This is a genomic window from Zestomonas insulae (genome assembly GCF_016901015.1).
GTDB classification, from domain to species: domain Bacteria; phylum Pseudomonadota; class Gammaproteobacteria; order Pseudomonadales; family Pseudomonadaceae; genus Aquipseudomonas; species Aquipseudomonas insulae.
In genome coordinates this window covers 570,933-594,509 of sequence record NZ_JAFEUP010000003.1, presented here as the reverse complement: position 1 = coordinate 594,509, position 23,577 = coordinate 570,933, and the positions used below count along the sequence as shown (strand labels likewise).

At 68.4% G+C, this 23,577-nt stretch carries 18 protein-coding genes; 7 read left to right on the top strand and 11 right to left on the bottom strand.

The features are described 5' to 3' along the window. Window positions 1-60 precede the first annotated feature (60 nt). From JQX08_RS12590 to JQX08_RS12580, 3 genes are all read right to left on the bottom strand, one after another. Complete coding sequence (locus JQX08_RS12590) at window positions 61-1,794, bottom strand: ABC transporter ATP-binding protein/permease (RefSeq protein WP_205348723.1); 1,734 nt, start codon at window positions 1,792-1,794, stop codon at window positions 61-63. 304 nt (window positions 1,795-2,098) lie between these two features. Next, window positions 2,099-2,662, bottom strand: a complete 564-nt coding sequence (locus JQX08_RS12585; protein ID WP_205348722.1) for a response regulator transcription factor — start codon at window positions 2,660-2,662, stop codon at window positions 2,099-2,101. 10 nt (window positions 2,663-2,672) lie between these two features. Continuing rightward, window positions 2,673-3,920, bottom strand: coding sequence for an ATP-binding protein (locus JQX08_RS12580; RefSeq protein WP_205348721.1), 1,248 nt, complete (start codon window positions 3,918-3,920; stop codon window positions 2,673-2,675). Window positions 3,921-4,111: 191 nt separating this feature from the next. Between JQX08_RS12580 and JQX08_RS12575 the strand changes: the two genes are divergently transcribed. From JQX08_RS12575 to JQX08_RS12550, 6 genes are all read left to right on the top strand, one after another. Next, entirely contained in the window at window positions 4,112-4,828 is a 717-nt protein-coding gene (locus tag JQX08_RS12575) for an SIMPL domain-containing protein (protein ID WP_205348720.1), read from the top strand. 144 nt (window positions 4,829-4,972) lie between these two features. After that, on the top strand, window positions 4,973-6,574 hold the full coding sequence (locus JQX08_RS12570) for an ABC transporter substrate-binding protein (RefSeq protein ID WP_205348718.1): 1,602 nt from the start codon (window positions 4,973-4,975) through the stop codon (window positions 6,572-6,574). A gap of 18 nt (window positions 6,575-6,592) precedes the next feature. Then, entirely contained in the window at window positions 6,593-7,603 is a 1,011-nt protein-coding gene (locus JQX08_RS12565; protein ID WP_205348717.1) for an ABC transporter permease subunit, read from the top strand. Between the two features lie 193 nt (window positions 7,604-7,796). Continuing rightward, window positions 7,797-8,684, top strand: coding sequence for an ABC transporter permease subunit (locus tag JQX08_RS12560; protein ID WP_205348716.1), 888 nt, complete (start codon window positions 7,797-7,799; stop codon window positions 8,682-8,684). Beyond that, window positions 8,681-9,640 carry an ABC transporter ATP-binding protein gene (locus JQX08_RS12555; protein ID WP_205348714.1) on the top strand — a complete coding sequence of 320 codons (960 nt, stop codon included), beginning with the start codon at window positions 8,681-8,683 and terminating at the stop codon, window positions 9,638-9,640. The genes JQX08_RS12560 and JQX08_RS12555 overlap by 4 nt, the downstream gene beginning before the upstream one ends. After that, on the top strand, window positions 9,637-10,608 hold the full coding sequence (locus JQX08_RS12550) for a dipeptide ABC transporter ATP-binding protein (RefSeq protein ID WP_205348713.1): 972 nt from the start codon (window positions 9,637-9,639) through the stop codon (window positions 10,606-10,608). The genes JQX08_RS12555 and JQX08_RS12550 overlap by 4 nt, the downstream gene beginning before the upstream one ends. 155 nt (window positions 10,609-10,763) lie before the next feature. On the opposite strand, the gene JQX08_RS12545 is transcribed toward JQX08_RS12550, so the two are convergent. The 8 genes from JQX08_RS12545 to JQX08_RS12510 form a co-directional block, all read right to left on the bottom strand. Next, entirely contained in the window at window positions 10,764-11,675 is a 912-nt protein-coding gene (locus JQX08_RS12545) for a 5-oxoprolinase subunit C family protein (protein ID WP_205348712.1), read from the bottom strand. Next, entirely contained in the window at window positions 11,672-12,343 is a 672-nt protein-coding gene (gene pxpB, locus JQX08_RS12540) for a 5-oxoprolinase subunit PxpB (RefSeq protein WP_205348711.1), read from the bottom strand. Before pxpB ends, JQX08_RS12545 begins: the two co-directional genes overlap by 4 nt. Continuing rightward, complete coding sequence (locus JQX08_RS12535; protein WP_205348710.1) at window positions 12,340-13,086, bottom strand: 5-oxoprolinase subunit PxpA; 747 nt, start codon at window positions 13,084-13,086, stop codon at window positions 12,340-12,342. The genes pxpB and JQX08_RS12535 overlap by 4 nt, the downstream gene beginning before the upstream one ends. 123 nt (window positions 13,087-13,209) lie before the next feature. After that, window positions 13,210-15,765: a PepSY domain-containing protein gene (locus JQX08_RS12530; RefSeq protein WP_205348709.1), complete on the bottom strand. Its 2,556-nt coding sequence runs from the start codon at window positions 15,763-15,765 to the stop codon at window positions 13,210-13,212. Between the two features lie 155 nt (window positions 15,766-15,920). Beyond that, window positions 15,921-17,027 carry an alpha-hydroxy acid oxidase gene (locus tag JQX08_RS12525; RefSeq protein ID WP_239482140.1) on the bottom strand — a complete coding sequence of 369 codons (1,107 nt, stop codon included), beginning with the start codon at window positions 17,025-17,027 and terminating at the stop codon, window positions 15,921-15,923. Beyond that, entirely contained in the window at window positions 17,024-17,701 is a 678-nt protein-coding gene (locus tag JQX08_RS12520) for a Fe2+-dependent dioxygenase (protein ID WP_205348707.1), read from the bottom strand. Before JQX08_RS12520 ends, JQX08_RS12525 begins: the two co-directional genes overlap by 4 nt. Window positions 17,702-17,767: 66 nt before the next feature. After that, window positions 17,768-20,038 (bottom strand): catecholate siderophore receptor Fiu, encoded by a 2,271-nt coding sequence (locus JQX08_RS12515; RefSeq protein ID WP_205348706.1) that lies wholly within the window; start codon window positions 20,036-20,038, stop codon window positions 17,768-17,770. Between the two features lie 216 nt (window positions 20,039-20,254). Beyond that, on the bottom strand, window positions 20,255-21,418 hold the full coding sequence (locus JQX08_RS12510; protein ID WP_205348705.1) for a type III PLP-dependent enzyme: 1,164 nt from the start codon (window positions 21,416-21,418) through the stop codon (window positions 20,255-20,257). Window positions 21,419-21,917: 499 nt separating this feature from the next. On the opposite strand from JQX08_RS12510, the gene JQX08_RS12505 reads away from it, so the two are divergent. Next, window positions 21,918-23,501, top strand: coding sequence for a peptide chain release factor 3 (locus JQX08_RS12505; protein ID WP_205348704.1), 1,584 nt, complete (start codon window positions 21,918-21,920; stop codon window positions 23,499-23,501). Window positions 23,502-23,577 lie beyond the last annotated feature (76 nt).

Sequence of the window (23,577 nt, the reverse complement as noted above, 5' to 3'; positions counted from 1 at the left end):
TCAATGGCTGCCAGAGAGGCAGCCATGATAGCTCAGGCAGTCGTACGACAACATCCGCCCTTAGGCCGGCAAAGTCGCCGGCGCTTCGACCAGGTGACGCTGTTCCAGGCGCAGTTGGCGGCTGTGGAAGCGCTTGAGGCTGCTGCGGTGGCCGATGCTGATCAGACTGGCGCCCGGCAGGCGCTCCTGCAGCAGCTGGTAGAGCGCGTTCTCGTCGGCCTCGTCGAGCGCCGAGGTGGCCTCGTCGAGGAACAGCCAACGCGGCGCGGCGAGCAGTGCGCGGGCGATGGCCAGGCGCTGCATCTCGCCCGGCGACAGCACGCGTTCCCAGTGATCGGCCTCGTCGAGGCGTTCGATCAGGTGCTCCAGGCGGCAATCGCGCAACGCCTGCTCGACCTCGGCGGCGCGGTAGCGCTCGGCGTCGTGCGGGTAGCTCAGCGCGGCGCGCAGCGTGCCGATCGGCAGGTAGGGTTTCTGCGGCAGGAACAGGCTGTCCTCCGGCAGGCTCAGGTGCCCGCTGCCGAACGGCCACAGGCCGCTCAGCGCGCGCAGCAGGGTGCTCTTGCCGCTGCCCGAGGCGCCGCTGAGCAGCACGTGCTCGCCGGGAGCGATGCGCAGCGAAGTCGGCTCGAGCAGGCTGCGGCCGTCGGCCAGGCCGAGGGTCAGGGCGTCGAGGCGCAGCGCCTCGCCGCTGTCACGCTGGATCGCCGGGTGCTCGGCCTGCGCCTCGCCGTCGGCGAGCGCCTGGCGGAAGCTCAGCAGACGGTCGCAGGTGGCGCGCCAGGCGGCCAGGCTGGCGTAGGCGTCAATGAACCAGCTCATGCTTTCCTGGACGTTGCCGAACGCCGAGTTGATCTGCATCAGATCGCCGAGCTGGATCTTGCCGGAGAAGTAGCGCGGCGCGGCGACCACCAGCGGGAAGATGATGGCGATCTGCGAATAGCCGGCGCTGAAGAAGGTCAGGCGTTTCTGCACCTTCATCAGCTCCCAGAAGTTGCTCCATACGTTGTGGAAGCGGCCCATCAGGCGCTGCTGTTCATTGGCCTCGCCATTCGACAGGGCGATGCTCTCGGCGTGCTCGCGGACCCGCACCAAGCCGAAGCGCAGGTCGGCCTCGTAGCGTTGCTGGCGGTTGTTCAGGCCGATCAGGCGGCGCGCCACCAGGTGCACCAGCCAGCTGCCGACCATGGCGTAGAGCAGCGCGGCCCAGAACATGTAGCCGGGAATCTCGATGCCGAACACCTCGATGCTGCCGGACACGCCCCAGAGGATCACCGAGAACGACACCAGGCTGACCACGTTGCGGATCAGTCCGAGGCTGAGGTTCAGGGTGCTGTCAGTAAAGCTGTTGAGGTCCTCGGCGAGGCGCTGGTCGGGGTTGTCGGTGTGGCCACGCTGCTCAAGGCGGTAGTAGTTCTTGTGCGCCAGCCAGGCGGCGAAGTGCTGTTCGGTCAGCCAGCGGCGCCAGCGGATGGTCAGCATCTGGGTCAGGTACAGGCGGTACACCGCAACCAGGATGGCCACCGCGGCGATGCCGCAGAAGTACAGGATCAGGTGGGTGAAGGCCGGCAGGTCCTTGTTCTGCAGGGCGTTGTAGAACTCGCGGTACCAGCTGTTGACCGCCACCGAGATGGCCACGCCGACCAGCGACAGGGCGATCACCACCAGCAGCAACAGCCAGGCCATGCCCTTCTCTTCGCTGCGCCAGTACAGCGTGGTCAGCCGCCAGACCCGGGAAAAGAACTGACCCTGCAAGGCATCGTTGGCCGCGGAGTATTCGGCATTGCTCTTCATCGTTTTCGGACTCGGCTGGAAAAGGAAGGGGCCAGACCACGCCGGCACCGCGCGACGCAGCAGCCACGGCCCGGGGGTTGCCGGAGCATACCCGCAGCGCGCGCGCCGGCGGAAGGCCGCACGGCGGGTGGCTTACTGGTAGTTTTCTGGCGACGCGGGCGGCGCGGGTAAACGGACTGGCGTTGCGCGGCGATCAGTCCCTCACCCCGGCCCTCTCCCGAGGGGAGAGGGGGTTGGCCCGGCGTAGGCCAGGCTCCGCGTGCTCGCCCTGCTTAGTCCCTGCCGAGCAGAAGGCAACGATTGCTCAGCGCCGCACCGGACGCTTCTGCAGTTTGCGTTGCAGGGTGCGCCGGTGCATGCCCAGGGCGCGGGCGGTGGCGGAGATGTTGCCGTCGTGTTCGGCGAGCACGCGCTGGATGTGTTCCCACTGCAGGCGGTCGACCGACATGGGGTTTTCCGGCACCAGGCTGTCGAGGTCGGCGTGCTCGGAGACCAGCGCGGTGAGCACGTCGTCGGCGTCGGCCGGCTTGCAGAGGTAGTTGGCCGCGCCACGCTTGATCGCCTCGACTGCGGTGGCGATGCTCGAGTAGCCGGTGAGGATCACCACACGCATCTCCGGGTCCAGCGCCAGCAGCTTGGGCAGCAGCACCAGGCCGGAGTCGCCTTCCATCTTCAGGTCGAGCACCGCGTAGTCCGGCACGTCCTGCTCGGCCACGCTGAAGCCTTCCTCGGCGGAATGCGCGACGCTGACGCGCAGGCCACGGCTGGTCATGGCGCGGGCCATGACGCGGGTGAAGGTGGCGTCGTCGTCGACCAGCAGCAGGTGCGGCTGCTCTTCGCCTTCCGGCAGATTGCTTTCGTCACTCATGCACGTTTCCTCAAGGCAAGCGGGGCAGGCGCAGCTCGGTGAGCGTGCCGCCCGCTTCGTGGTTATAGAGTTTCACCGAACCGCCGGCGCGCGTCACGCTGGCCTGGCTGAGGAACAGGCCGAGGCCGAAGCCCTTGCCGCCCTTGGTGGTGATGAACGGCTTGCCGATCTGCTCGGCGATCGCCAGCGGCACGCCGGCGCCGTGGTCGCGGATGCTCAGCACCAACTCGGCGCTGTCCCAGTCGAGGCGGATGTCGAGCTTGTCCGGGCAGGCGTCGGCGGCGTTGTTGAGCAGGTTGAGCAGCGCCTGGGTCAGGTCGGCCGGCGGCAACAGACGCGGCACCGCACCGGCGCCGAGGCACTGGTAGCGGTAGGTGGCCTCCGGACGCATCAGGTGCCAGCGGTTCAGCGTGCTTTCCAGCCAGGCCACCGCGCTTTGCTCGACCACCGCCTGACGGCGATCGGCCTCGGCGGCGCGCACCAGGTGCTGCAGGCTGTCCTTGCACAGCTGCACCTGTTCCTGCAGCACGCCGAGGTCTTCCTGCAGCAGCGGGTCGCGGTGCTCGCGGCGCAGTTCCTTGATCAGCACGCTCATGGTCGCCAGCGGCGTGCCCAGCTCGTGGGCGGCGCCGGCGGCCTGGGTGGCCACGGCGAGCAGCTGCTGGTCGCGCAGGTCTTCCTCGCGGCGCTGCGCGCGCGCCTGTTCCTGACGGCGCAGCTCCTCGGCCATCTTCGCGGCGAAGAAGGTGATCAGCGCGGCAGCCAGCGCGAAGCTCAGCCACATGCCGTAGATCAGCAGCTTCTCGCGCTCGATGAGGACCATTTCCAGCGGGTGGTAGAACTCCAGCAGCAAGGTGTAGCCGGCCAGCGCCAGGCCGGACAGCACCACCGAATACAGCCACGGCAGGGTCGCCGCGGCGATGGTCAGCGGCACCAGGTAGTAGGAAACGAAGGGGTTGGTCGAACCGCCGGTGAAGTACAGCAGCACGCTGTGGATGATCAGGTCGCAGCCGAGTTGCGCGGCGTACTCCAGCTCGGTGACCGGCCACGGCCCGCGCAGACGCAGGGCGGTGAGCAGGCACAGCACCGCCGACACGCCGAGGGTGATCACCAGCGGCAGCCAGGGCAGCGGCAGCAGCCCGGAGAGGTAGGCGAAGCCGACGGAGCCGCCTTGGGCGGCGAGCACCAGGATGCGGATCAGGGTCAGGCGCCAGAGGTTCTGGTGGCTGGCGGACAGCATTTGCGCGGGTTCGAGCATAGGGTCTCCGGGTCGACGGCCGAGTATAACCAAGCGTCCCACGGGGCCGCCGGCGTGCGGCAAAGCGCCGCAGCGCGACAGCACTGAAACATCCTGCATCGAACCGCGCGCGCTGTCGCGGAACAGCCCTTAACCCGAACGGTCCGATCGCTACGTCTAAGCTCGGGTAGTCCTACATACAGGAGTTCGTTATGCCCACTCTCACCCGCCTGACCGCCGCCCTGGCCCTGTGCGCCGCCACCTTCGCCAGCCTGCCACTGCAGGCCGCCGATGAGCCGCGCTACAACCAGATAGCCCTGCGCGCCGAGGTCAGCCAGGACGTCGCCCACGACCTGATGCACGTCACCCTCTACAGCGAGGGCCAGAACAGCGATCCGGCCAAGCTCGCCGCCGACACCAGCGAGGCGCTCAACGCCGCCATCGCCAAGGCGCGCAAGGTGCAGGGCGTCACCGTGCAGTCGGGCAGCCGCAACAGCTACCCGGTGTACGACAAGGATGGCCAGAAGATTACCGGCTGGCGCGAACGCGCCGAGCTGCGCCTGGAAAGCCAGGACTTCGCCACCCTGTCCAAGCTCACCGCCGAGTTGCTCGGCGAGCTGAAGATGGGAGGCATGGACTTCGCCATCTCCAAGCCGAGCCGCAAGAAGAACGAAGACGCGCTGCTGAAGGATGCCGTCGCCGCCTTCAAGGAACGCGCCCAGCTGGCCACCGACGCGCTCGGCGGCAAGGGCTACAAGCTGGTCAGCCTGAACCTCAACAGCGGCGGCTTCCGCCCGATGCCGATGCAGCGCATGGACGCCGCGCCGATGGCCATGTCGATGGCCAAGAGCGCGCCGCAGGAGATCGAGGCCGGCACCAGCGAGGTGACCATCAGCGCCGACGGGGTGATCGAGGTGCAGCTGCCCTGATTCGCGCGCACAACCCCACCACACGCCACCCCTCTCCCAGCGGGAGAGGGGTCGGAGCTGCGGCAACGCCCCACATCCGCATTGCCCAACCACCCCGCCGCCGCCTAGCATGACCACATCCCTTCTCCGCCCGGATGGAACCGCATGCCGCGACGACCGCGCCGCATCCTCGCCCTGCTCCCCGCGCTGCTGTTGAGCAGCCAGGTGCTCGCCGCCAAGGACAGCCTGGTGGTGTGCACCGAAGCCAGTCCGGAAGGTTTCGACATCGTCCAGTACACTGCCGCCACCACCGCCGACGCCTCGTCGGAGACGGTCTACGAGCGCCTGGTGCAGTTCGCCCCGGGGACCACGCGGCTGGTTCCTGCGCTGGCCGAGGGTTGGACGGTCAGCGACGACGGCCTGAGCTACACCTTCACCCTGCGCCAGGGCGTGCAGTTCCACCGCACTGCGGAGTTCACCCCGAGTCGCGCGTTCGACGCCGACGACGTGCTGTGGAGCTTCCAGCGCCAGCTGGACAGCAACCACCCCTGGCACAAACTGTCGCCGCGTGGCTTCCCCTACGCCGAGGCGATGGGCATGGCGGCGCTGATCGAGCGGGTCGAGAAGCTCGACGCACACCAGGTGCGCTTCGTCCTCAAGCACCCCGAGGCGCCGTTCCTCGCCGACCTGGCGATGGGCTTCGCCTCGATCTATTCCGCCGAATACGCCGCGCAGCTGCTGGCGGCCGGCACCCCCGGGCGGCTCAACAGCCACCCGGTGGGCACCGGCCCGTTCGTGTTCCAGCGCTACGCCAAGGACGCGCAGGTCCGCTTCGCCGGCAACCCCACCTACTGGGCCGGCGCGCCGGCGCTCAAGCGGCTGATCTTCGCCATCACCCCCGATCCCAACGTGCGCGTGCAGAAGCTCAAGGCTGGCGACTGCAAGATCGCCGTCTACCCGCGACCGACCGACATCCCGGCGCTGCGCGACGAGCCGCAGCTGCAGGTGCTCGAGCTCGACTCGCTGCTGGTCGCCTACATCGGCCTCAACACCCGCCACCCGCCGCTCGACGACGTGCGCGTGCGCCAGGCGCTGAACCTGGCCTTCGACAAGGACGCCTACGTCCGCGCGCAGTTCGGCGACGGCGGTGCCAGCCCGGCGGTGGCGCCCTACCCGCCGACCCTGTGGGGCCATGACCCGGCACTCAAGCCCTGGCCGCACGATCCCGCGCGCGCCCGCCAGTTGCTCAAGGACGCTGGCGTAGCCGCCGGCACCAAGCTGAGCATCTGGACCCGTCCCGGCGGCGGGCCGACCAACCCCAATCCGGGGATCGGCGCGCAGATGCTGCAGGCCGACCTGAAAGCCATCGGCCTCGACGCCGAGATCCGCGTCTACGAATGGGGCGAGCTGATCAAGCGCGCCAAGCAGGGCGAACACGACCTGATCTTCATGGGCTGGGCCGGCGACAACGGCGACCCGGACAACTTCCTCACCCCCAACCTGTCCTGTGCCGCCGCGGCCTCCGGCGAGAACCAGGCCGGCTGGTGCGACCCGCAGTTCGACGCACTGATCCGCCAGGCCCGGCAGAGCCGCGACCAGCAGGAGCGCGCCGCGCTGTACCGCCAGGCGTTGGCGATCTTCCACGACCAGGCGCCGTGGATTCCGCTGGCCCACCCCAGGCAGTTCGCCGCGCTGCGCCAGGGCGTGCAGGGCTTCGTGCTCAGCCCGCTGGGCTCGAACAACTTCGCGCGAGTGACGCTCGAATGACCGGGAGTCACTGACGCCATGCTGGCTTTCCTCGCCCGCCGCCTGGGCCTGCTGATTCCGACCTTCTTCGGCGTCACCCTGCTGACCTTCGCGCTGATCCGCCTGATCCCCGGCGACCCGGTCGAGGTGATGATGGGCGAGCGGCGCCTCGACCCGCAGGCGCACGCCGAAGCCATGCACCGCCTCGGCCTCGACCGGCCGCTGTACGAGCAATACCTGAGCTACCTCGGTCAGCTCGCCCACGGCGATCTCGGTACCTCGTTCCGTTCCGGCGAGAGCGTGTGGCGCGAGTTCGCCACGCTGTTCCCCAACACCCTCGAACTGGCCCTTGCCGCGCTGCTGTTCGCCGGCGTACTCGGCGTGCTGGCCGGGGTGATCGCCGCGCTGAAACGCGGCTCGTGGTTCGACCACGGGGTGATGGGCCTGGCGCTGACCGGCTATTCGATGCCGATCTTCTGGTGGGGCCTGATGCTGCAGATCCTCATCTCCGTCGGGCTCGGCTGGACCCCGGTGTCCGGGCGCATCGACCTGCTCTACGACATCGAGCCGCGCACCGGCTTCATGCTCATCGACGCGCTGCTCAGCCCCGACGAGGGCGCGTTCCTCGACGCGCTGCGCCACCTGATCCTGCCGACCATTGTGCTCGGCACCATCCCACTGGCGGTGATCGCGCGGATGACCCGCTCGGCGATGCTCGAGGTATTGCGCGAGGACTACATCCGCACCGCGCGCGCCAAGGGCCTGTCGTCGGCGCGCGTGGTGTTCGTGCATGGCCTGCGCAACGCGCTGATCCCGGTGCTCACCGTGTTCGGCCTGCAGATCGGCGCGCTGCTCTCCGGCGCGGTGCTGACCGAGACGATCTTCTCCTGGCCGGGCATCGGTAAATGGCTGATCGAGTCGATCAGCGCCCGCGACTACCCCGTGGTGCAGAACGGCATCCTGCTGATCGCCACCCTGGTGATCCTGGTGAACTTCACCGTCGACCTGCTCTACGGGCTGGCCAATCCACGCATCAGGCATGCGCGATGAACACCTCAGACCTTTCATTCACTCGCGAGGCGCGCCACTGTGCGCTGCCGCTGATCGCGGATAAATCTGCGCCTACAAAAGCCCTCATGCCCCGACACCGACTCGTCGCCTGTAGGAGCGAATTCATTCGCGGCAAAGGCCATTCCGCGCTGCCGGCAATCGCGGATAAATCCGCTCCGACAAGAGCCCGGCCATGACCAGCGCCGCCCTCGCCTACCCCTCGCCGCTGCGCGAATTCTGGCAGGCCTTTGTGCGCAACAAGGGCGCACTCGGCGGCCTGGCCTTCCTGCTGCTGGTCGTCGCCTGCGCGCTGCTCGCCCCCTGGCTGGCGCCGCACGACCCCAGCCAGCAGTTCCGCGACGCCCTGCTCACCCCGCCGGTGTGGCTGGAAGGTGGCCAGTGGCGCTTCCTGCTCGGCACTGACGAACTGGGTCGCGACCTGCTCTCGCGACTGATCCACGGCGCGCGCCTGTCGCTGCTGATCGGCCTGGCCTCGGTGGTCCTCGCCCTGCTGCCCGGCGTGCTGCTCGGCCTGCTCGCCGGCTTCTCGCCACGGCGCCTGGGCCCGCCGATCATGCGCGCGATGGACGTGATGCTGGCCCTGCCGGCGCTGCTGCTCGCCGTGGCGATCGTCGCCATCCTCGGCCCGGGGTTGCTCAACACAGTGATCGCCATCGCCATCGTCTCGCTGCCCGCCTACGTGCGCCTGACTCGCGCCGCAGTGCTCGGCGAGGTCGAGCGCGACTACGTGACCGCCGCGCGGCTGGCCGGCTCCGGACCGCTGCGCCTGATGTTCGTCAGCGTGCTGCCCAACTGCCTGGCGCCGCTGATCGTGCAGGCCAGCCTGAGTTTCTCGGCGGCGATTCTCGACGCCGCGGCACTGGGCTTCCTCGGCCTCGGCGTGCAGCCGCCGACGCCCGAATGGGGCAGCATGCTCGCCTCGGCACGTGACTACATCGAGCGCGCCTGGTGGGTGGTGACCCTGCCCGGGCTGACCATCCTGCTCACCGTGCTGGCCATCAACCTGATGGGCGACGGCCTGCGCGATGCGCTCGATCCGAAGCTGAAGGACGTGCAATGAGCCTGCTGGAGATTCGCAACCTCAGCGTGCGCTTCGGCGCTGCCGACGCCGTGCCGGTGGTCGACGGCCTCGACCTGCGCCTGGAGGCCGGCGAGGTGCTGGCGCTGGTCGGCGAGTCTGGCTCCGGCAAGTCGATGAGCATGCTCGCGCTGATGGGCCTGGTCGATGCGCCCGGGCGGGTCACGGCCGACGCCCTGCGCTTCGCCGACCACGACCTGCTGACCCTCAAGGGCCGCGCGCGGCGCCGGGTGATCGGCAAAGACATCGCCATGGTCTTCCAGGACCCGCTCAGCGCGCTGAACCCCAGCTACCGGGTCGGCTTCCAGATCGAGGAAGTACTGCGCCAGCACCTCGGCCTCAAGGGCCAGGCCGCGCGGCGCCGGGCCATCGAGCTGCTTGAGCGGGTGGAGATTCCTGCCGCCGCACGACGCCTCGACGCCTACCCGCACCAGCTGTCCGGCGGCATGGCGCAGCGCGTGGCGATTGCCATGGCGATCGCCGGCGAGCCGCGCCTGCTGATCGCCGACGAACCGACCACCGCACTGGATGTGACCATCCAGGCGCAGATCCTCGCCCTGCTGCTCGACCTGCAGCGCGAGCGCGACATGGCCCTGCTGCTGATCAGCCACGACCTCGCCGTGGTCGCCGAAACCGCGCACAGCGTGGCGGTGATGTACGCCGGTCAGGTGGTCGAACAAGGCCGCCTGCCGGCGCTGTTCGACGCCCCCGCGCACCCCTACAGCGAGGCGCTGCTGGCGGCCATCCCGCAGCCCGGGCAGACCCGCCTGCACAGCCTGCCGGGCGTGGTGCCGGGGTGCTTCGACCGCCCCGCCGGCTGCCTGCTGGCGCCGCGCTGCCCCTATGTGCAGCCGCACTGCCAGCAGCGCCCCGCGCTGACCGCGAGCCGCCTCGGCGCGGTGCGCTGCTTCTTTCCGCTGCATCAGGAGGCGCGATGAGCATCGTCCTCAGCGCTCACCAGCTGGTCCGCCACTACCCGGTGTCGCGCGGCCTGCTGCGCCCCGCCGCGCTGGTCCGCGCGCTGAACGGCGTGTCGTTCGAGCTGCACGCCGGGCAGACCCTGGCGGTGGTCGGCGAGTCCGGCTGCGGCAAGTCGACCCTGGCGCGCGCCCTGACCATGATCGAGACGCCGGACGCCGGCACGCTGCAGATCGCCGGCCAGGACGTGCTCGGCGCCGACCGCGCGCAGCGCCGCCAGCTGCGCCGCGACGTGCAGATGGTGTTCCAGAGCCCCTACGCCTCGCTGAATCCGCGGCAGAAGATCGCCGCGCAACTGGCCGAGCCGCTGCGCAACTACACCGCTCTATCGCGCACCGAACGCGACGAGCAGGTGCAGGCCATGCTCGCCCGCGTGGGCCTGCGCGGCGAGTACGCGCAGCGCTACCCGCACATGTTCTCCGGCGGCCAGCGCCAGCGCATCGCCATCGCCCGGGCGATGATGCTGCAGCCCAAGGTGCTGGTCGCCGACGAACCGACCTCGGCGCTCGACGTGTCGATCCAGGCGCAGGTGCTCAACCTGTTCATGGACCTGCAGGCCGAGTACGCCACCGCCTATGTGTTCATCTCGCACAACCTCGCGGTGGTGCGCCTGCTCGCCGACGAAGTGCTGGTGATGTACCTCGGCCGGGTGGTCGAGCGTGCCGCCAGCGCAGCGTTGTTCGCCCGCCCGCTGCACCCCTACACCCAGGCGCTGCTGGCCGCCACGCCGAGCCTGCAGCGCGACCCGCAGCGACCACGCGCGACGCTCGGCGGCGACCTGCCCGACCCGCTCGCGCCCCCACCGGGCTGCGCCTTCCACACCCGCTGCCCGCACGCCAGTGAGCGCTGCCGCGTCGAACTGCCGGAACTGCGCCGCCTCGACGCGCACGAGGTGGCCTGTCATCACGCCGAGCAAATCAACGGCTGAGCGCCTGTTTACCCTCTCCTGACTCGCGGCCAGACCGCGTTAAAAGTGGCCTCAAAATGCTCATTTACGCTGCGTAAACTGCGCTTTTTCGGCCACTTTTGCCTTGCCTGGCTCTAATTCAGAAGAGCGTAAACAGGCTCTGCGAACGGCGGCGCTCAGCGGCCGAAGAATTGGTAGAAGCGGCGCAGTTCGGCCTGCGCGCCCGCCAGCTCGGCCGTGACGAAGCGCAGCTCGCCATGCGCGGGAATCTGCGCCAGGCGCCCGGCGTCCAGTGGGTGCAGCCAGCCGAGCAGCGGGTAACCGCCCATGGTCTGCCGGTCGGCCTGCAGGATGATCGGCTGGCCGTCCGGCGGCAGCTGGATCGCGCCGTTGGCCATGCCCTGCGACCACTCGACCGCTGGCAGATGCAACGCTGCGCCCTGCAGCCGCGCGCCCATGCGATCGGCTTGCGCGCTGAGGTGCCAGGGCTGGGCGACGAAGCGTTGCAGCAGCGCCGCCGGCAGTCCGGGCGCCGGCAGCACGCGCAGCGTCGGCGCAGTGCGGTAGTCGGGCACGAACCGCCAGGGCACGCTGGCCGGCCCCGGCAGCTCGGCCGCGATGAAGCTCAGCCGATCGCCGGCGGCCAGCGGCCGGCCGTCGCCGTGCAGACCGCCGAGGCCTTCGCGTACCTGGCAAGCCACGCTGCCGAGCACCGCCGCGCCACGAAAGCCGCCGGAGGCGGCCAGGTAGGCACGCTGGCCGCTGCGCGCATAACCCAGCTCGAGGCGCTGCCCGGCACGCACCCGAAAGCGTGACCAGCCGCGCCGTGGTGTGCCATCCAGCTGCAGCGGCAGGTCGGCGCCACACAGCGCCAGCCAGCCATCGCCGTCGCACTCCAGCACCACGCCGCCGAGGGCGATCTCCAGCAGCGGTGCGTCCCAGCGATTGCCGAGCAGGCGGTTGGCCCAGGCCGCGGCGTGGGTATCCAGCGGGCCGCTGGGCGACACGCCGAGGTGCTGCCAGCCGTGACGGCCGCCATCCTGCAGCAGGCTGAGTGGACCGGGCTTGAGCACCCGCAGCAGGGTCATCGCGACTCGGCCTGGAAGGCGGCGGCGTCGATGGCGACGAAGCGCACCCGGTCGCCCAGCGCCAGCGGACAGGGCGGTGTCGCCTGGGCGTCGAACAGCCGCCACGGGCAGCGGCCGATCAGGTGCCAGCCACCCGGCGAGGCCTGCGGGTAGATCGCTGTCTGCCGCTCGGCGATCGCCAGGCTGCCGGCCGGCACGCGGGTCCGCGGGGTGGCGCGGCGCGGCAGCGCCAGGCGCGCATCCAGCTCGCCGAGGTAGGCGAAACCCGGGGCGAAGCCGATCGCCCCGACGCGGTACTCGACGGCGCTGTGCAGAGCGATCACCGCGTCGATGCTGAGGCCGCAGGCGCGCGCCACCTCGGCGAGGTCGGCGCCGTCGTAGCACACCGGGATCTGATGTAGGCGACCCGTCGCGGGCCGGCTCGCCTCGCGCTGCCAGGCGTCGAGCAAGGGTCGCAGACGGGAACTGAGTTGCTGGTGGTCGGTGCGCAGCAGGTCGTAGTGCAGCAGCAGGCTGTTCCAGCCCGGCACCAGATCGCGCAACTCGCTGCCCAGTTGCTGGCGCAGCGTCTCGGCCAACTGGGCGAGGCGCGCCGGCAGCTGCGCATCGGGTCGCTCGGCGAGCACCAGCAGCAGCGCCTCGGCGCCGGCCGGCTGCAGTTCGATCACGCCGCGTCCAGCATCGCGCGCAGACGGCGCAGCACCGCCAGCGACTCCGGGTTGTCGCCGTGCACGCAGAGGCTGTCGGCGACCAGGCACAGCGGCTGGCCGTCGAGGTCGGCGAATGGCTCGCCGCGGGCAATCGCCAGCGCCTGTTCGAGGATGCGCGGCGCCTCGTGGTGCACCGCCCCGGCCAGGCGGCGCGGCGCCAGCTGACCATCGGCGAGGTAGGCACGGTCGGCGAAGGCCTCGAAGCGCAGCGGCACGCCGAGTGCCTCGGCGAGACGCCGTTCGCGGCTGTTGTCGGCCAGCGCCAGGACCATCAGCGGCAGTCCCGGCCGGTAGCGCGCGCAGGCGCGCAGCACGGCGTTGAGCAGCTCGTCGTCGCGCACCAGGTCGTTGTACAGCGCGCCGTGCGGCTTGACGTAGTCGAGTTGGCTGCCGGCGGCGCGGCAGAAACCGTCCAGCGCGCCGAGCTGGTAGAGCACCAGTGCCTCGACTTCCTCGGGCGCGCAGGCCAGGTGGCGGCGGCCGAAGCCGGCGAGATCGGGATAGGACGGGTGGGCGCCGATGCTCACCCCGTGCTGCACCGCCAGGGCGACGGTGCGCTGGATGGTCAGTGGGTCGCCGGCGTGGAAGCCGCAGGCCAGGTTGGCCTGATCGATCAGCGGCATGGCGTGGGCGTCGTCGCCCATGCGCCAGGCGCCGAAGCTTTCGCCCATGTCGCAATTGAGGAGGATGCGTCTGTTCATGGGCAGATTATGGCGGAATTCCGCCAGCCGGCGGCAGCTGCGCTCCGGATAAAAAACGCCCCGCACGAGGCGGGGCGAACGGTCCCTAGGAGCAGGGATGCACGGTGTGGGGGACGCCAGCGCTCAGTAGACGTCGCGCCGGTAGCGGCCCTCTTCGATCAGTTGTTGCACCGCGGCGTCGCCGAGCAGCTCGCGCAGCACCGCGTCGACGCCGCCGGCCATGCCCTCCAGGCTGCCGCAGACGTACAACGCCGCGCCGTCGGCCAGCCAGCGCCGCAGCTCCTCGGCGGACAGGCGCAGGCGGTCCTGCACATAGACTTTCTCGGCCTGATCGCGGGAGAACGCCACGTCCAGGCGCTGCAGCTCACCGCTGGCCAGTGCCTGCTCGAGCTCGGCGCGGCAGTAGAAGTCGTGTTCAAGGTTACGCTCGCCGAACAGCAGCCAGTTGCGCGCGTGGCCGGCAACGATGCGCGCCTTGAGCAGCGCGCGCAGGCCGGCGATGCCGGTGCCGTTGCCGATCAGGATCACCGGACGGTCGTCCTCCGGAGCGTGGAAGCTGCTGTTGCGGCGCAGCCGGGCGACCAGCGAGCCGCCCACCGGCACCTGCTCGGTGAGCCAGCCGGAACCGAGGCCGACGCGCCCATCGGCGTGGCGTTCCTGGCGAATGATCAGCTCCAGCGCGCCGTCGCTCGGCAACGAGGCGATCGAGTAATCGCGCGCGGTCAGCGGCACCAGCGCCTCGAGCAGCGCCTGGGCATGCAGGCCGACCAGGTGCGCGGCGCTGTCGGGCAACTGCCGGCTGGCCAGCGCCTCGTGCAGCGGCTGCGCCAGCGGCCCGACGTTGACCCACTCGGAGCCGTCCAGGCCATGCGCCGCCAGCCACTCGCGCACGCGCGCTTCGCTGTGGCGCGGCAGTACTTCGAGGATGTCGCCGGCCACCCAGCTGCTGAGTTGCTCGGGGCGCAGCGCGACGAGGAAGGTCGGCCCGCCCTGGCTGCCTGGGTTGAGCCACTCACGGCGCTCCAGGGTCCAGCGGCCGAACACCGCCTCCTGAACGGCGAGCGGCTGCGCGCCGGTCAGCTCGCCGAGCTGCTGCTGCCAGCGATCGAGGGCCAGCACGTCGCTGCCATCCACCTCGATCGGCGCGAACAGGCTGTGCGCGCCCTGGCCGTCGAGCCAGCTGCGCAGGCGCCGGGCGAAGCCGCAGAACTGTTCGTACTGGCGGTCGCCGAGCGCCAGCACCGCATAGCTGAGCTGGTCGAGGGCCAGGTGGTGGCCGAGCAGCTTGCGCTCGAAGCCGCGCGCGCTGTCCGGCGCCTCGCCATCGCCGAAGGTGCTGACCACGAACAGCGCCTTGCGCGCCTGGCGCAGGCTCTGCTCATCGAGCTTGGCGAGCGGTGCGACGCGCACCGGCAGGCCGGCCGCCTGCAGCTGCCCGGCGGTCTGCCAGGCCAGTTGCTCGGCGAAACCGCTCTGGCTGGCGAAACCGATCAGCCAGCCGTCACCGCCGGCGCTGTCGCCCAGCGCGCCACGCGCCGCCTGCACCGCGCGCTTCTTGCGGCGCCGGTCGAGGTAGAGCAGCCAGCCGGTGATGAAGAACAGCGGCATCGCCGCGCTGGCCAGCGCCATCAGGATGCGCCCGGGCAGGCCGAAGTATTCGCCGACGTGCAGCGCATAGACGCTGGCCAGCAGCTGCGCCTTGAAGCTCTTGTCGGCGTAACGTTCGTGACGGGTGACCTTGCCGCTGGCTGGGTCGAGTTCGATCTGGTTGAGCGCGCGGGCGTGATCGGCGTCGTCGAGCAGGTAGAACACCGTCGCCGGCTGCCCGGCCACCGGCGGCAGGCGCAGGTTGTAGGCGGTCATGCGCGGGCCGGCGGCGCTCTGGATGCTCTGCCACACGGCGCTGTAGTCGACCACCGGCGGCGGCCCGGACGGTGCCGGCATGCCGCGCCCGCCGCGCCGCTCGCCGCCGCGCTGGCCGGGCTTGCCGCGTTCCTGGCCGGCCGGGGCGTCGGCGAGCAGTTTGTTGAGGCCTTCGCGGTACCAGTCGTAGGACCAGAACAAGCCGGTCAACGCGGCGCACAGGTAGAACAGCAGCGCCCAGGTGCCCGCCACGGCGTGCAGGTCCCAATTGAAGCTGCGCCCCCGCTTGGCCCAGTCCAGGGTCAGCCAGGCCCGCCAGTTCAGCGCCTTGCGCGGCCAGCGCAGGTACAGCCCGGACAGGCAGAAGAACACCAGCGCCAGGGTGCTGGCCGCGGTGATCTGCTTGCCGGTCTCGCCCATGGCGAGGAAGCGGTGCAGCTGCAGCATCAGGTTGAAGAAGCCTTCACCGTGCGGCTGGCCGAGCAGCTCGCCGGTGTACGGATCGAAGTAGCGCATCGGCCCGCGCCGCTCGCCCGGCGGCGGGGTGAAGTACACCCGCGCGGCGCTGTCGTCGCGGCTGTCGACCCACAGGCCGTTGACCCGCTTGCCGGTCGCCGCCTCGAGCTTGGGCACCAGTTGCGCCGGCGGCAGCGCGCCGCTGTCGCGCACCTGCACGCGCAGCACCTCGGGGTTGAGCGCGCGCGTGATCTCGCCTTCGAAGGCATACAGCGCGCCGGTCACGCCCATCAGGGCGAGCACCAGGCCGGCGGTGATGCCGAAGAACCAGTGCAGTTGGAACAGGATTTTCTTGAACACGAAGCATCACTCTTGCGGTGCAGGGCGGCGTCGGCAGGACGGTGGCCGCCAGTCGGGCGATTAGACGAGAGACAATTCTATTTGAGAAATATTCGCGCAGGGTGGCGGGCAGCAGGCGTTTACACACCCTTTACTATGCGGCGCCCCGCCGCCGTTCACGGCCAGTCATCGACCCGGCGCAGTAGTTCGGGCTGGATGTCCGCCAGGGTGCGGCAGCCGCTCAGCGCCATGCCCATCTCCAGCTCCTCGCGCAGTAGCCTGAGCAGGTGCGCCACTCCCAGCGCGCCGGCGGTGGCCAGGGCATGGATGTACGGCCGGCCGATCAGCACCGCTGAGGCGCCGAGGGCCAGGGCCTTGAGCACGTCGGTGCCACGGCGGATACCGCCGTCGACCAGCAGCGGCACCTCGGCGCCGACTGCCGCGCGAATCCCCGGCAGCGCCTTGGCCGCCGGCCACTGCGAATCGAGCACGCGGCCGCCGTGGTTGGAGACGATCAGCCCCGCGGCGCCGGCCTGCAGCCCGCGCCGCGCATCGTCCGGGTGCAGGATGCCCTTGAGCAGCAGCGGCAGCCGGGTGCGCTGCGCCAGCCATTGCACTTCGGCCCAGCCCGGCGCCACGGCGAGCAGCCCGTCGAACACCGGACTGGCGTCGGCGCCCAGCGCCGGCAGGGGCGGCGGCGCGTCGATGTTCACCGCCGCGATACCCGGCGGCAGCTGGAAGCCGGCGCGCTGTTCGCGGTTGCGCAGCCCGGCGACCGGCGCGTCGACGGTGAGCACCAGGGCCCGGTAACCGGCCTGCTCGGCGCGGCGGACCAGCGCCAGGGTGCGCTCACTGTCGCCCTGCCAGTACAGCTGGAACCACAGCGGCCCCGGCGCCGCGACGGCAACGGCCTCCAGGGTGCAGGAGGCGAAGCTGCTGAGCACCGCGGCACCGCCCAAGGTGCCGGCGGCCAGCGCACTGGCCGTCTCGCCATCGGCATGGAACAGCCGCTGGTAGGCAACCGGGGCGAGCAGGATCGGATGCTGCAACTCGTCACCAAGCAGCTGGCAACGGGTATGCCCGCCGCGCAGGTCGCGCAGCATGCGCGGCACGATCGCCAGCTCCTGCCACACGCGCAGGTTGGCGGCGCAGGTCAGCTCGTCGCCCGCGCCACCCTGCAGGTAAGCCAGCGCGTTGCAGTCCAGGCGTTCGAGCGCATAACGCTCGTAGTCGCCGGCGCAGAGCAGGTCGGCGGGAATCTGGGTCAGCGCGGGCCGCATCATTCCGCCCATTGCCGCAGCAGGTTGTGATAGGTGCTGGTCAGGCTCAGCACTTCCTCGCTGTCGCCCAATTGTTGGCGCAGCTTGAGGATGGTCATGTCCAGGTCGAAGAGCATCTTGCGCTGCCAGGCATCGCGCACCCGGCTCTGGCTCCACAGGAACGAAGCGAGGCGCGTGCCCGCGGTGACCGGCTCGACCCGGTGCAGACTGGTCGCCGGGTAGACGATGGCGTCGCCCGCAGCCAGTTTGATCTCGTGCTCGCCGTAGGTGTCCTCGAGGATCAGTTCGCCGCCCTGGTACTCCTCGGGCTCGGAAAGGAACAGGGTGGTCGAGACATCGGTGCGGTATTGCTCGCCGTTGCCGGCGTCGCGCTGCAGCGCACTGTCGACGTGATCGCCGTACTGGTCGCCGCCGCTGTAGCAGTTGAACAGCGGCGGCAGGATATGCCGCGGCAGCACCGCGGAGACAAACAGCGGATGGCGGCGCAGCGCCGCGACGACCCGCTGCGACAACTCGGCCCAGGTCGCCGAATCGGTGGACAGTTGCTGGTTGCGCTTGCGCTGCGCCGCCTGCGCGCCGGCGCTGTGCGCCCCGTCGACCCAGGCGGCGCTCGCCAGTTGCGCGCGCAGCTGCGCGACCTCCGGCTTGCTCAGTACCTGGGGAATATGCAGCAGCATGGCGACTCCTTCACACGGCCGGAAGCCCGCGCATCAGCGCAGGCTTCGTCAGCCACTGAGACCGGCTTAGAACGACAGTTCGGTGGTGAACAGCGCCGAGCGCGGCGCCCCCAGACGCATGCGCGAGCCGCCGTTGTTCAGCGTTTCGATGTACTCCTCGTCGAACAGGTTATAGATGTTCAGACGCAGGTTCACGTTCTCGCTGACCCGGTACGCGGCCATCGCATCGGCCACCCAGTAGGAAGGAATCGACGGCATGCTCTGCCCGGCATCGCTGCCAGCGGTGACGAAGCGGTCCTGCTCGCCGATGTAACGGGTGCCGCCGCCAACCGTCAGGTCGCCCCAGGTGTACGAGGTCCACAGCGTCGCGGTGAGGTCCGGCGACCAGCGCACGCCGCTGGTTTCCGAGACCACCCCTGAGTTGTTGATGCTGGCCTGGTCCATCTGCTTGGTGTTCATCTTCGAGATGCCCGCGGTGACCTGCCAGAAACTGGTGATCTGCCCGACCAACCCCAGCTCGACACCTTCGACACGGGTCTTGCCTTCCTGGAAGTAGGTGCCGGTGAACGAGTCGTAGGACACCTGGTTCTCGTTGTCGGTGCGGTACACCGCGGCGGTCAGACTGAGCTGCTCGTCGAGCACATCCCACTTGGTGCCCAGTTCGACGTGCTCGGTTTCCTGCGGGTCGAACGCCGGGTTGTCCGCCGAGCTTTCGCTGCTCGACAGGGCGAAGCTGCCGTTGCCCGGCGGCGTCTTGGAGTTGGCGTAGGACAGGTAGATGCTGCCGTTCTCCAGCGGCTTGAAGACGATGCCGCTGTTCCAGCTCAATAGTTCGTCGGAGGCGTCCGCGCTGGACGGCACCAGAGTGAAGTTGGGGCTGGTGCCGACCAGCGCGGCGCTGTCGGTTTCGGTCTTGTAGTGCTCGTAGCGCAGGCCGGCGTTGAGCAGCCATTGCTCGTTCAGGTGCAGCGTGTCGAAGGCATACACCGCGGCGGTCTTGGTCTCGCCGTCGGTGAAGGCGCCGGTCTTGTACGGATCGCCAAGCACGTCATGGGCATTGGGGTTGTACAGATTGGCCGGCGGCAGCGCCACCGCCGGGAAGGCCACGCCGTTGATCACCTGGGCGGCGGTGGCGGCGCTCTCGTTGCGCTGCTTCTCGCGCATGAATTCGAGACCGGTCGACAGGTCGTTCTGCAGGCCGAAGGTGTCGAACTGGGTGGTCAGGCTGGTCTGGTTGGCGAGGATGTCGTTTTCCTGATCGACCAGCTGGCGGGTACGCGCCACCGTCCAGTTCGCCGGGTTGCCGTTCGGCGCACTGATGGCGTTGACCCCGGTGAGAATCCGGTCGTTGCTGCTCTGCCCCCAGCGGGAAATGTTGCGCAGCGTGGTGACGTCGTTGAGGTCGTGCTCGAGCTTCACGCTGAGCATGTCGCCATCGATTTTCTCCTGGTCGTGCGGCGAGCCGTAGTAGTTCTCGCGATCGACCTTGGCACCGGCGTTGATGTTGGCGTTGGCGTTGAAGTAGCCGTGCCAGCCGATGGTCGGAATGCCGCCGTCCGGGGTGTTGTCCTGGCGCACGTGCTGGGAATAGACGTACAGGCGGGTGGCGGTATCCAGGCCGAAGGCCAGGGACGGGGCTACCCCGTAGCTGCTGTTGTCGACGTAGTCGCGATCATCGACATCGCCATCGCGGCGCATCAGGTTGAGGCGGAACGCCGAGGTGTCGCTCATCTGCTGGTTGATGTCGGCGGTGAGGTTGCTCTTGTCCGCGGTGCCGTAACCCAGGGTGCCGTAGACCTGGCTTTCGAGGGTCGGCAGCTTGGAGATCAGGTTGATGTAGCCGGCCGACGCGCCGCGGCCGATGTCCGAGCCGGCGGCGCCCTTGACCACTTCGACCTGCTCCAGGTTGAACACGTCGCGGCTGACCGCGCCGAGGTCGCGGATGCCGTCGACGAAGGTCGAGGTCTGGGTGGAGAAGCCACGCATCATGAAGGTGTCGCCGGCCGAGGTGTTGCCGTTCTCGCCGAGTTGCATGGTGATCCCGGGGGTGTTACGCAGGGCTTCCATCAGGCTGGTCGCGCCCTGTTCGCGGAGCACTTCCTTCTTGATCACCTGGATGGTCTTCGGCGTATCCAGCAGCGGCTCGGTCAGCTTGCTGTTGGCGCTGCGGGTCGCCTTGTACGGCACGTCGGCGACCGAGTTGACGCTGGTGGGCGTCAGGCTGACTTCGTCCTTGGCGCTGTCGCCCTGCGCGGCCAAGCCCACTGTCGGCACGGCGGCGGCGATCAGCGCGGCGAGCTGGCTGGTCTTCTGGTGTTTCCTGCTGCGAATGGTCATCGATCCTTATCCCCTGGAAGTGCCATCCCGTGCAGAGTTGTGATTTGCCCGAGGGGCAAGTGGGATGACTAATCGGGTGCGGATGATAATGACTTGCATTTATATCCACAATGCTACGCGTTCACATTTGTAAATAATTCGTATATGGAACTGGCGTACGAAATCCCGGGCAAAAAAAAGCCCCGCATCGGCGGGGCTTTCTTATCGCAGTAGGGCTTAGATGTAGAACGCCTTCAGCGGCGGGAAGCCGTTGAACTCTACCGCGCTGTAGCTGGTGGTGTAGGCACCGGTGGACAACCAGTACAGGCGGTCTTCAGCGGCCAGGTTGAGCGGCAGGCCGTACTTGTAGTTCTCGTACATGATGTCGGCGCTGTCGCAGGTCGGGCCGGCGATCACCACTTCTTCCATCTCGCCCTTCTTCTCGGTCCAGATGGGGAACTTGATGGCTTCGTCCATGGTTTCGATCAGGCCGGAGAACTTGCCCACGTCGGTGTATACCCAGCGCTCCACCGCGGTGCGCGACTTGCGTGCGACCAGCACCACTTCGCTGACCAGGATGCCGGCGTTGGCGATCAGCGAGCGGCCCGGCTCGAGGATGATTTCCGGCAGGTCATCGCCGAAGTCTTCCTTGAGGAAGCGGGTGATTTCCTCGGCGTAGGTCTCCAGGTCGTTGGTGCGCTGGATGTAGTTGGCCGGGAAGCCGCCGCCCATGTTGATCATCTGCAGGGTGATACCGTCTTCTTCCTTGAGGCGCTCGAAGATCACCTTGACCTTGGCGATCGCGGCGTCCCACACGTCGATGTCGCGCTGCTGCGAGCCGACGTGGAAGGAGATGCCGTACGGCACCAGGCCCAGCTGCTTGGCGAGGATCAGCAGGTCCAAGGCCATGTCCGGGTTGCAGCCGAACTTGCGCGACAGCGGCCAGTCGGCCGAGGTCGAGCCTTCGGTGAGGATGCGCACGTAGATCTTCGCGCCCGGCGCCGCCTTGGCGATGTTGCGCAGGTCGGCTTCCGAGTCGGTGGCGAACAGGCGCACGCCCTTCTCGTAGAAGTAACGAATGTCGCGGGCTTTCTTGATGGTGTTGCCGTAGCTGATGCGATCCGGGCCGACGCCGGCGCTCATCACTTTGTCCAGCTCGTAGATCGAGGCGATGTCGAAGTTCGCCCCCTTGTCGCGCAGCAGCTCGGTGATCTCGATGGCCGGGTTGGCCTTCACCGCGTAGTAGATCTTGGCGAACGGAAAGCAGGTGCCCAACTGGTCGTAGGCATCGGAAATGGTCTGTTTATCGATGACCACGAACGGGGTTTGCTGCTGATCGGCAAGCGCCTTCATGCGCTGAAAGGTGGCGGGTGCGAAATAATCTTCGACCTTGATCGACATGCGCGGGACTCCAGATGGCTGAACATTTTCTAGGAAGGTGGAGTGGTTCCATGACAGTTGGAACCGCGAACGCCTGATCAGTTTCCCCACTTTGGTTCGCCTACTTCCCAAGGCATGTCGCCGAGGATCACCCCCAGCGGGGATAACCTCTCGTCGTCAGTACTTGAGCCGGATGGATCGTTGCCAGCATGGACGTTCGGGCGCGAACTTTAGGACCACATAGCCATGAGATCAATCAAAAATTGCCGCTGTTTTGTAGCCTGCTGTCGCCTGCCTGGTTGAACGTTTTTTATCCTTAACAAAACGTCCGGAATGCTGCACAAAACGGGGCTTTGCACGGGGTTCGCCGCCCCCTCTCCACACCGGCCGGAACAGGCCGCTCGCGCCCCTCGCCCGCCCTGCTCGGACTGCCGGCCTGATCGGCTCAACGAATCCGGCTATAATCCCGCGCTTTTCGGGCCATTGCGGCCCGTCACCGTATCCAGCCAGGCACGCATCCATGACCACCCAGGCCATCGAAGTCGGCAAACGCCGCACATTCGCGATCATTTCCCACCCCGACGCCGGTAAGACCACGATTACCGAGAAGCTCCTGCTGATGGGTAAGGCGATCGCCGTTGCCGGCACGGTGAAGTCGCGCAAGTCCGACCGCCATGCCACGTCCGACTGGATGGAAATGGAGAAGCAGCGCGGCATCTCCATCACCACCTCGGTGATGCAGTTCCCCTACCGCGAGCACATGATCAACCTGCTCGACACCCCCGGCCACGAAGACTTCTCCGAAGACACCTACCGCACCCTGACCGCGGTGGACTCGGCGCTGATGGTGCTCGACGGCGGTAAGGGCGTGGAGCCGCGCACCATCGCCTTGATGGACGTCTGCCGGCTGCGTGACACGCCGATCGTCAGCTTCATCAACAAGCTCGACCGCGACATCCGCGACCCGATCGAACTGCTCGACGAAATCGAGGCGGTGCTGAAGATCAAGGCCGCGCCGATCACCTGGCCGATCGGCTGCTACCGCGACTTCAAGGGTGTCTACCACCTGGCAGACGACTACATCATCGTCTACACCCCAGGCCACGGCCACGAGCGCACCGAGGTGAAGATCATCCAGCACCTCGACTCCGACGAAGCCCGCGCGCACCTCGGCGACGAGTACGAGCGCTTCATCGAGCAGCTGGAACTGGTGCAGGGCGCCTGCCATGAGTTCAATCGCGACGAGTTCCTCGCCGGCCAGCTGACCCCGGTATTCTTCGGCACCGCGCTGGGCAACTTCGGCGTCGACCACGTGCTCGACGCGGTGGTCGACTGGGCGCCGCAACCACTGGCGCGCGCCGCCCACGAGCGCGTGGTTGAGCCGGTCGAGGAGAAGTTCTCAGGCTTCGTGTTCAAGATCCAGGCGAACATGGACCCGAAACACCGCGACCGCATCGCCTTCATGCGCATCTGCTCGGGCAAGTACGAGAAGGGCATGAAGATGCGCCACGCGCGTCTCGGCAAGGACGTGCGCATCGCCGATGCGCTGACCTTCTTCTCCAGCGAGCGCGAGCAGCTGGAAGAGGCCTTCGCCGGCGACATCATCGGCCTGCACAACCACGGCACCATCCAGATCGGCGACACCTTCACCGAAGGTGAGAACCTTGGTTTCACTGGCATCCCGCACTTCGCCCCGGAGTTGTTCCGCCGCGTGCGCCTGAAGGACCCGCTGAAGTCCAAGCAGCTGCGCCAGGGCCTGCAGGAACTGGCCGAGGAAGGCGCCACCCAGGTGTTCTTCCCCGAGCGCAACAACGACATCATCCTCGGCGCGGTCGGTGTGCTGCAGTTCGATGTGGTCGCCAGCCGCCTCAAGGAGGAATACAAGGTCGAGTGCGCCTACGAGGCGATCAACGTCTGGTCGGCACGCTGGATCGAATGCGCCGACGAGAAGAAGCTCAAGGAGTTCAAGGACAAGGCCTACGAGAACCTCGCCGTGGACGGCGGTGGTCACCTCACCTACCTGGCGCCGACTCGGGTCAACCTGAGCCTGATGGAAGAGCGCTGGCCGGACGTGAAATTCCGCGCCACCCGCGAGCACCACTAAGACCCTCGCCGCCCTCTCCCGCCGGGAGAGGGTTGGGCCGCGCGGCGCTCGGGGCTATGCTGAGCCTCCATCCCTC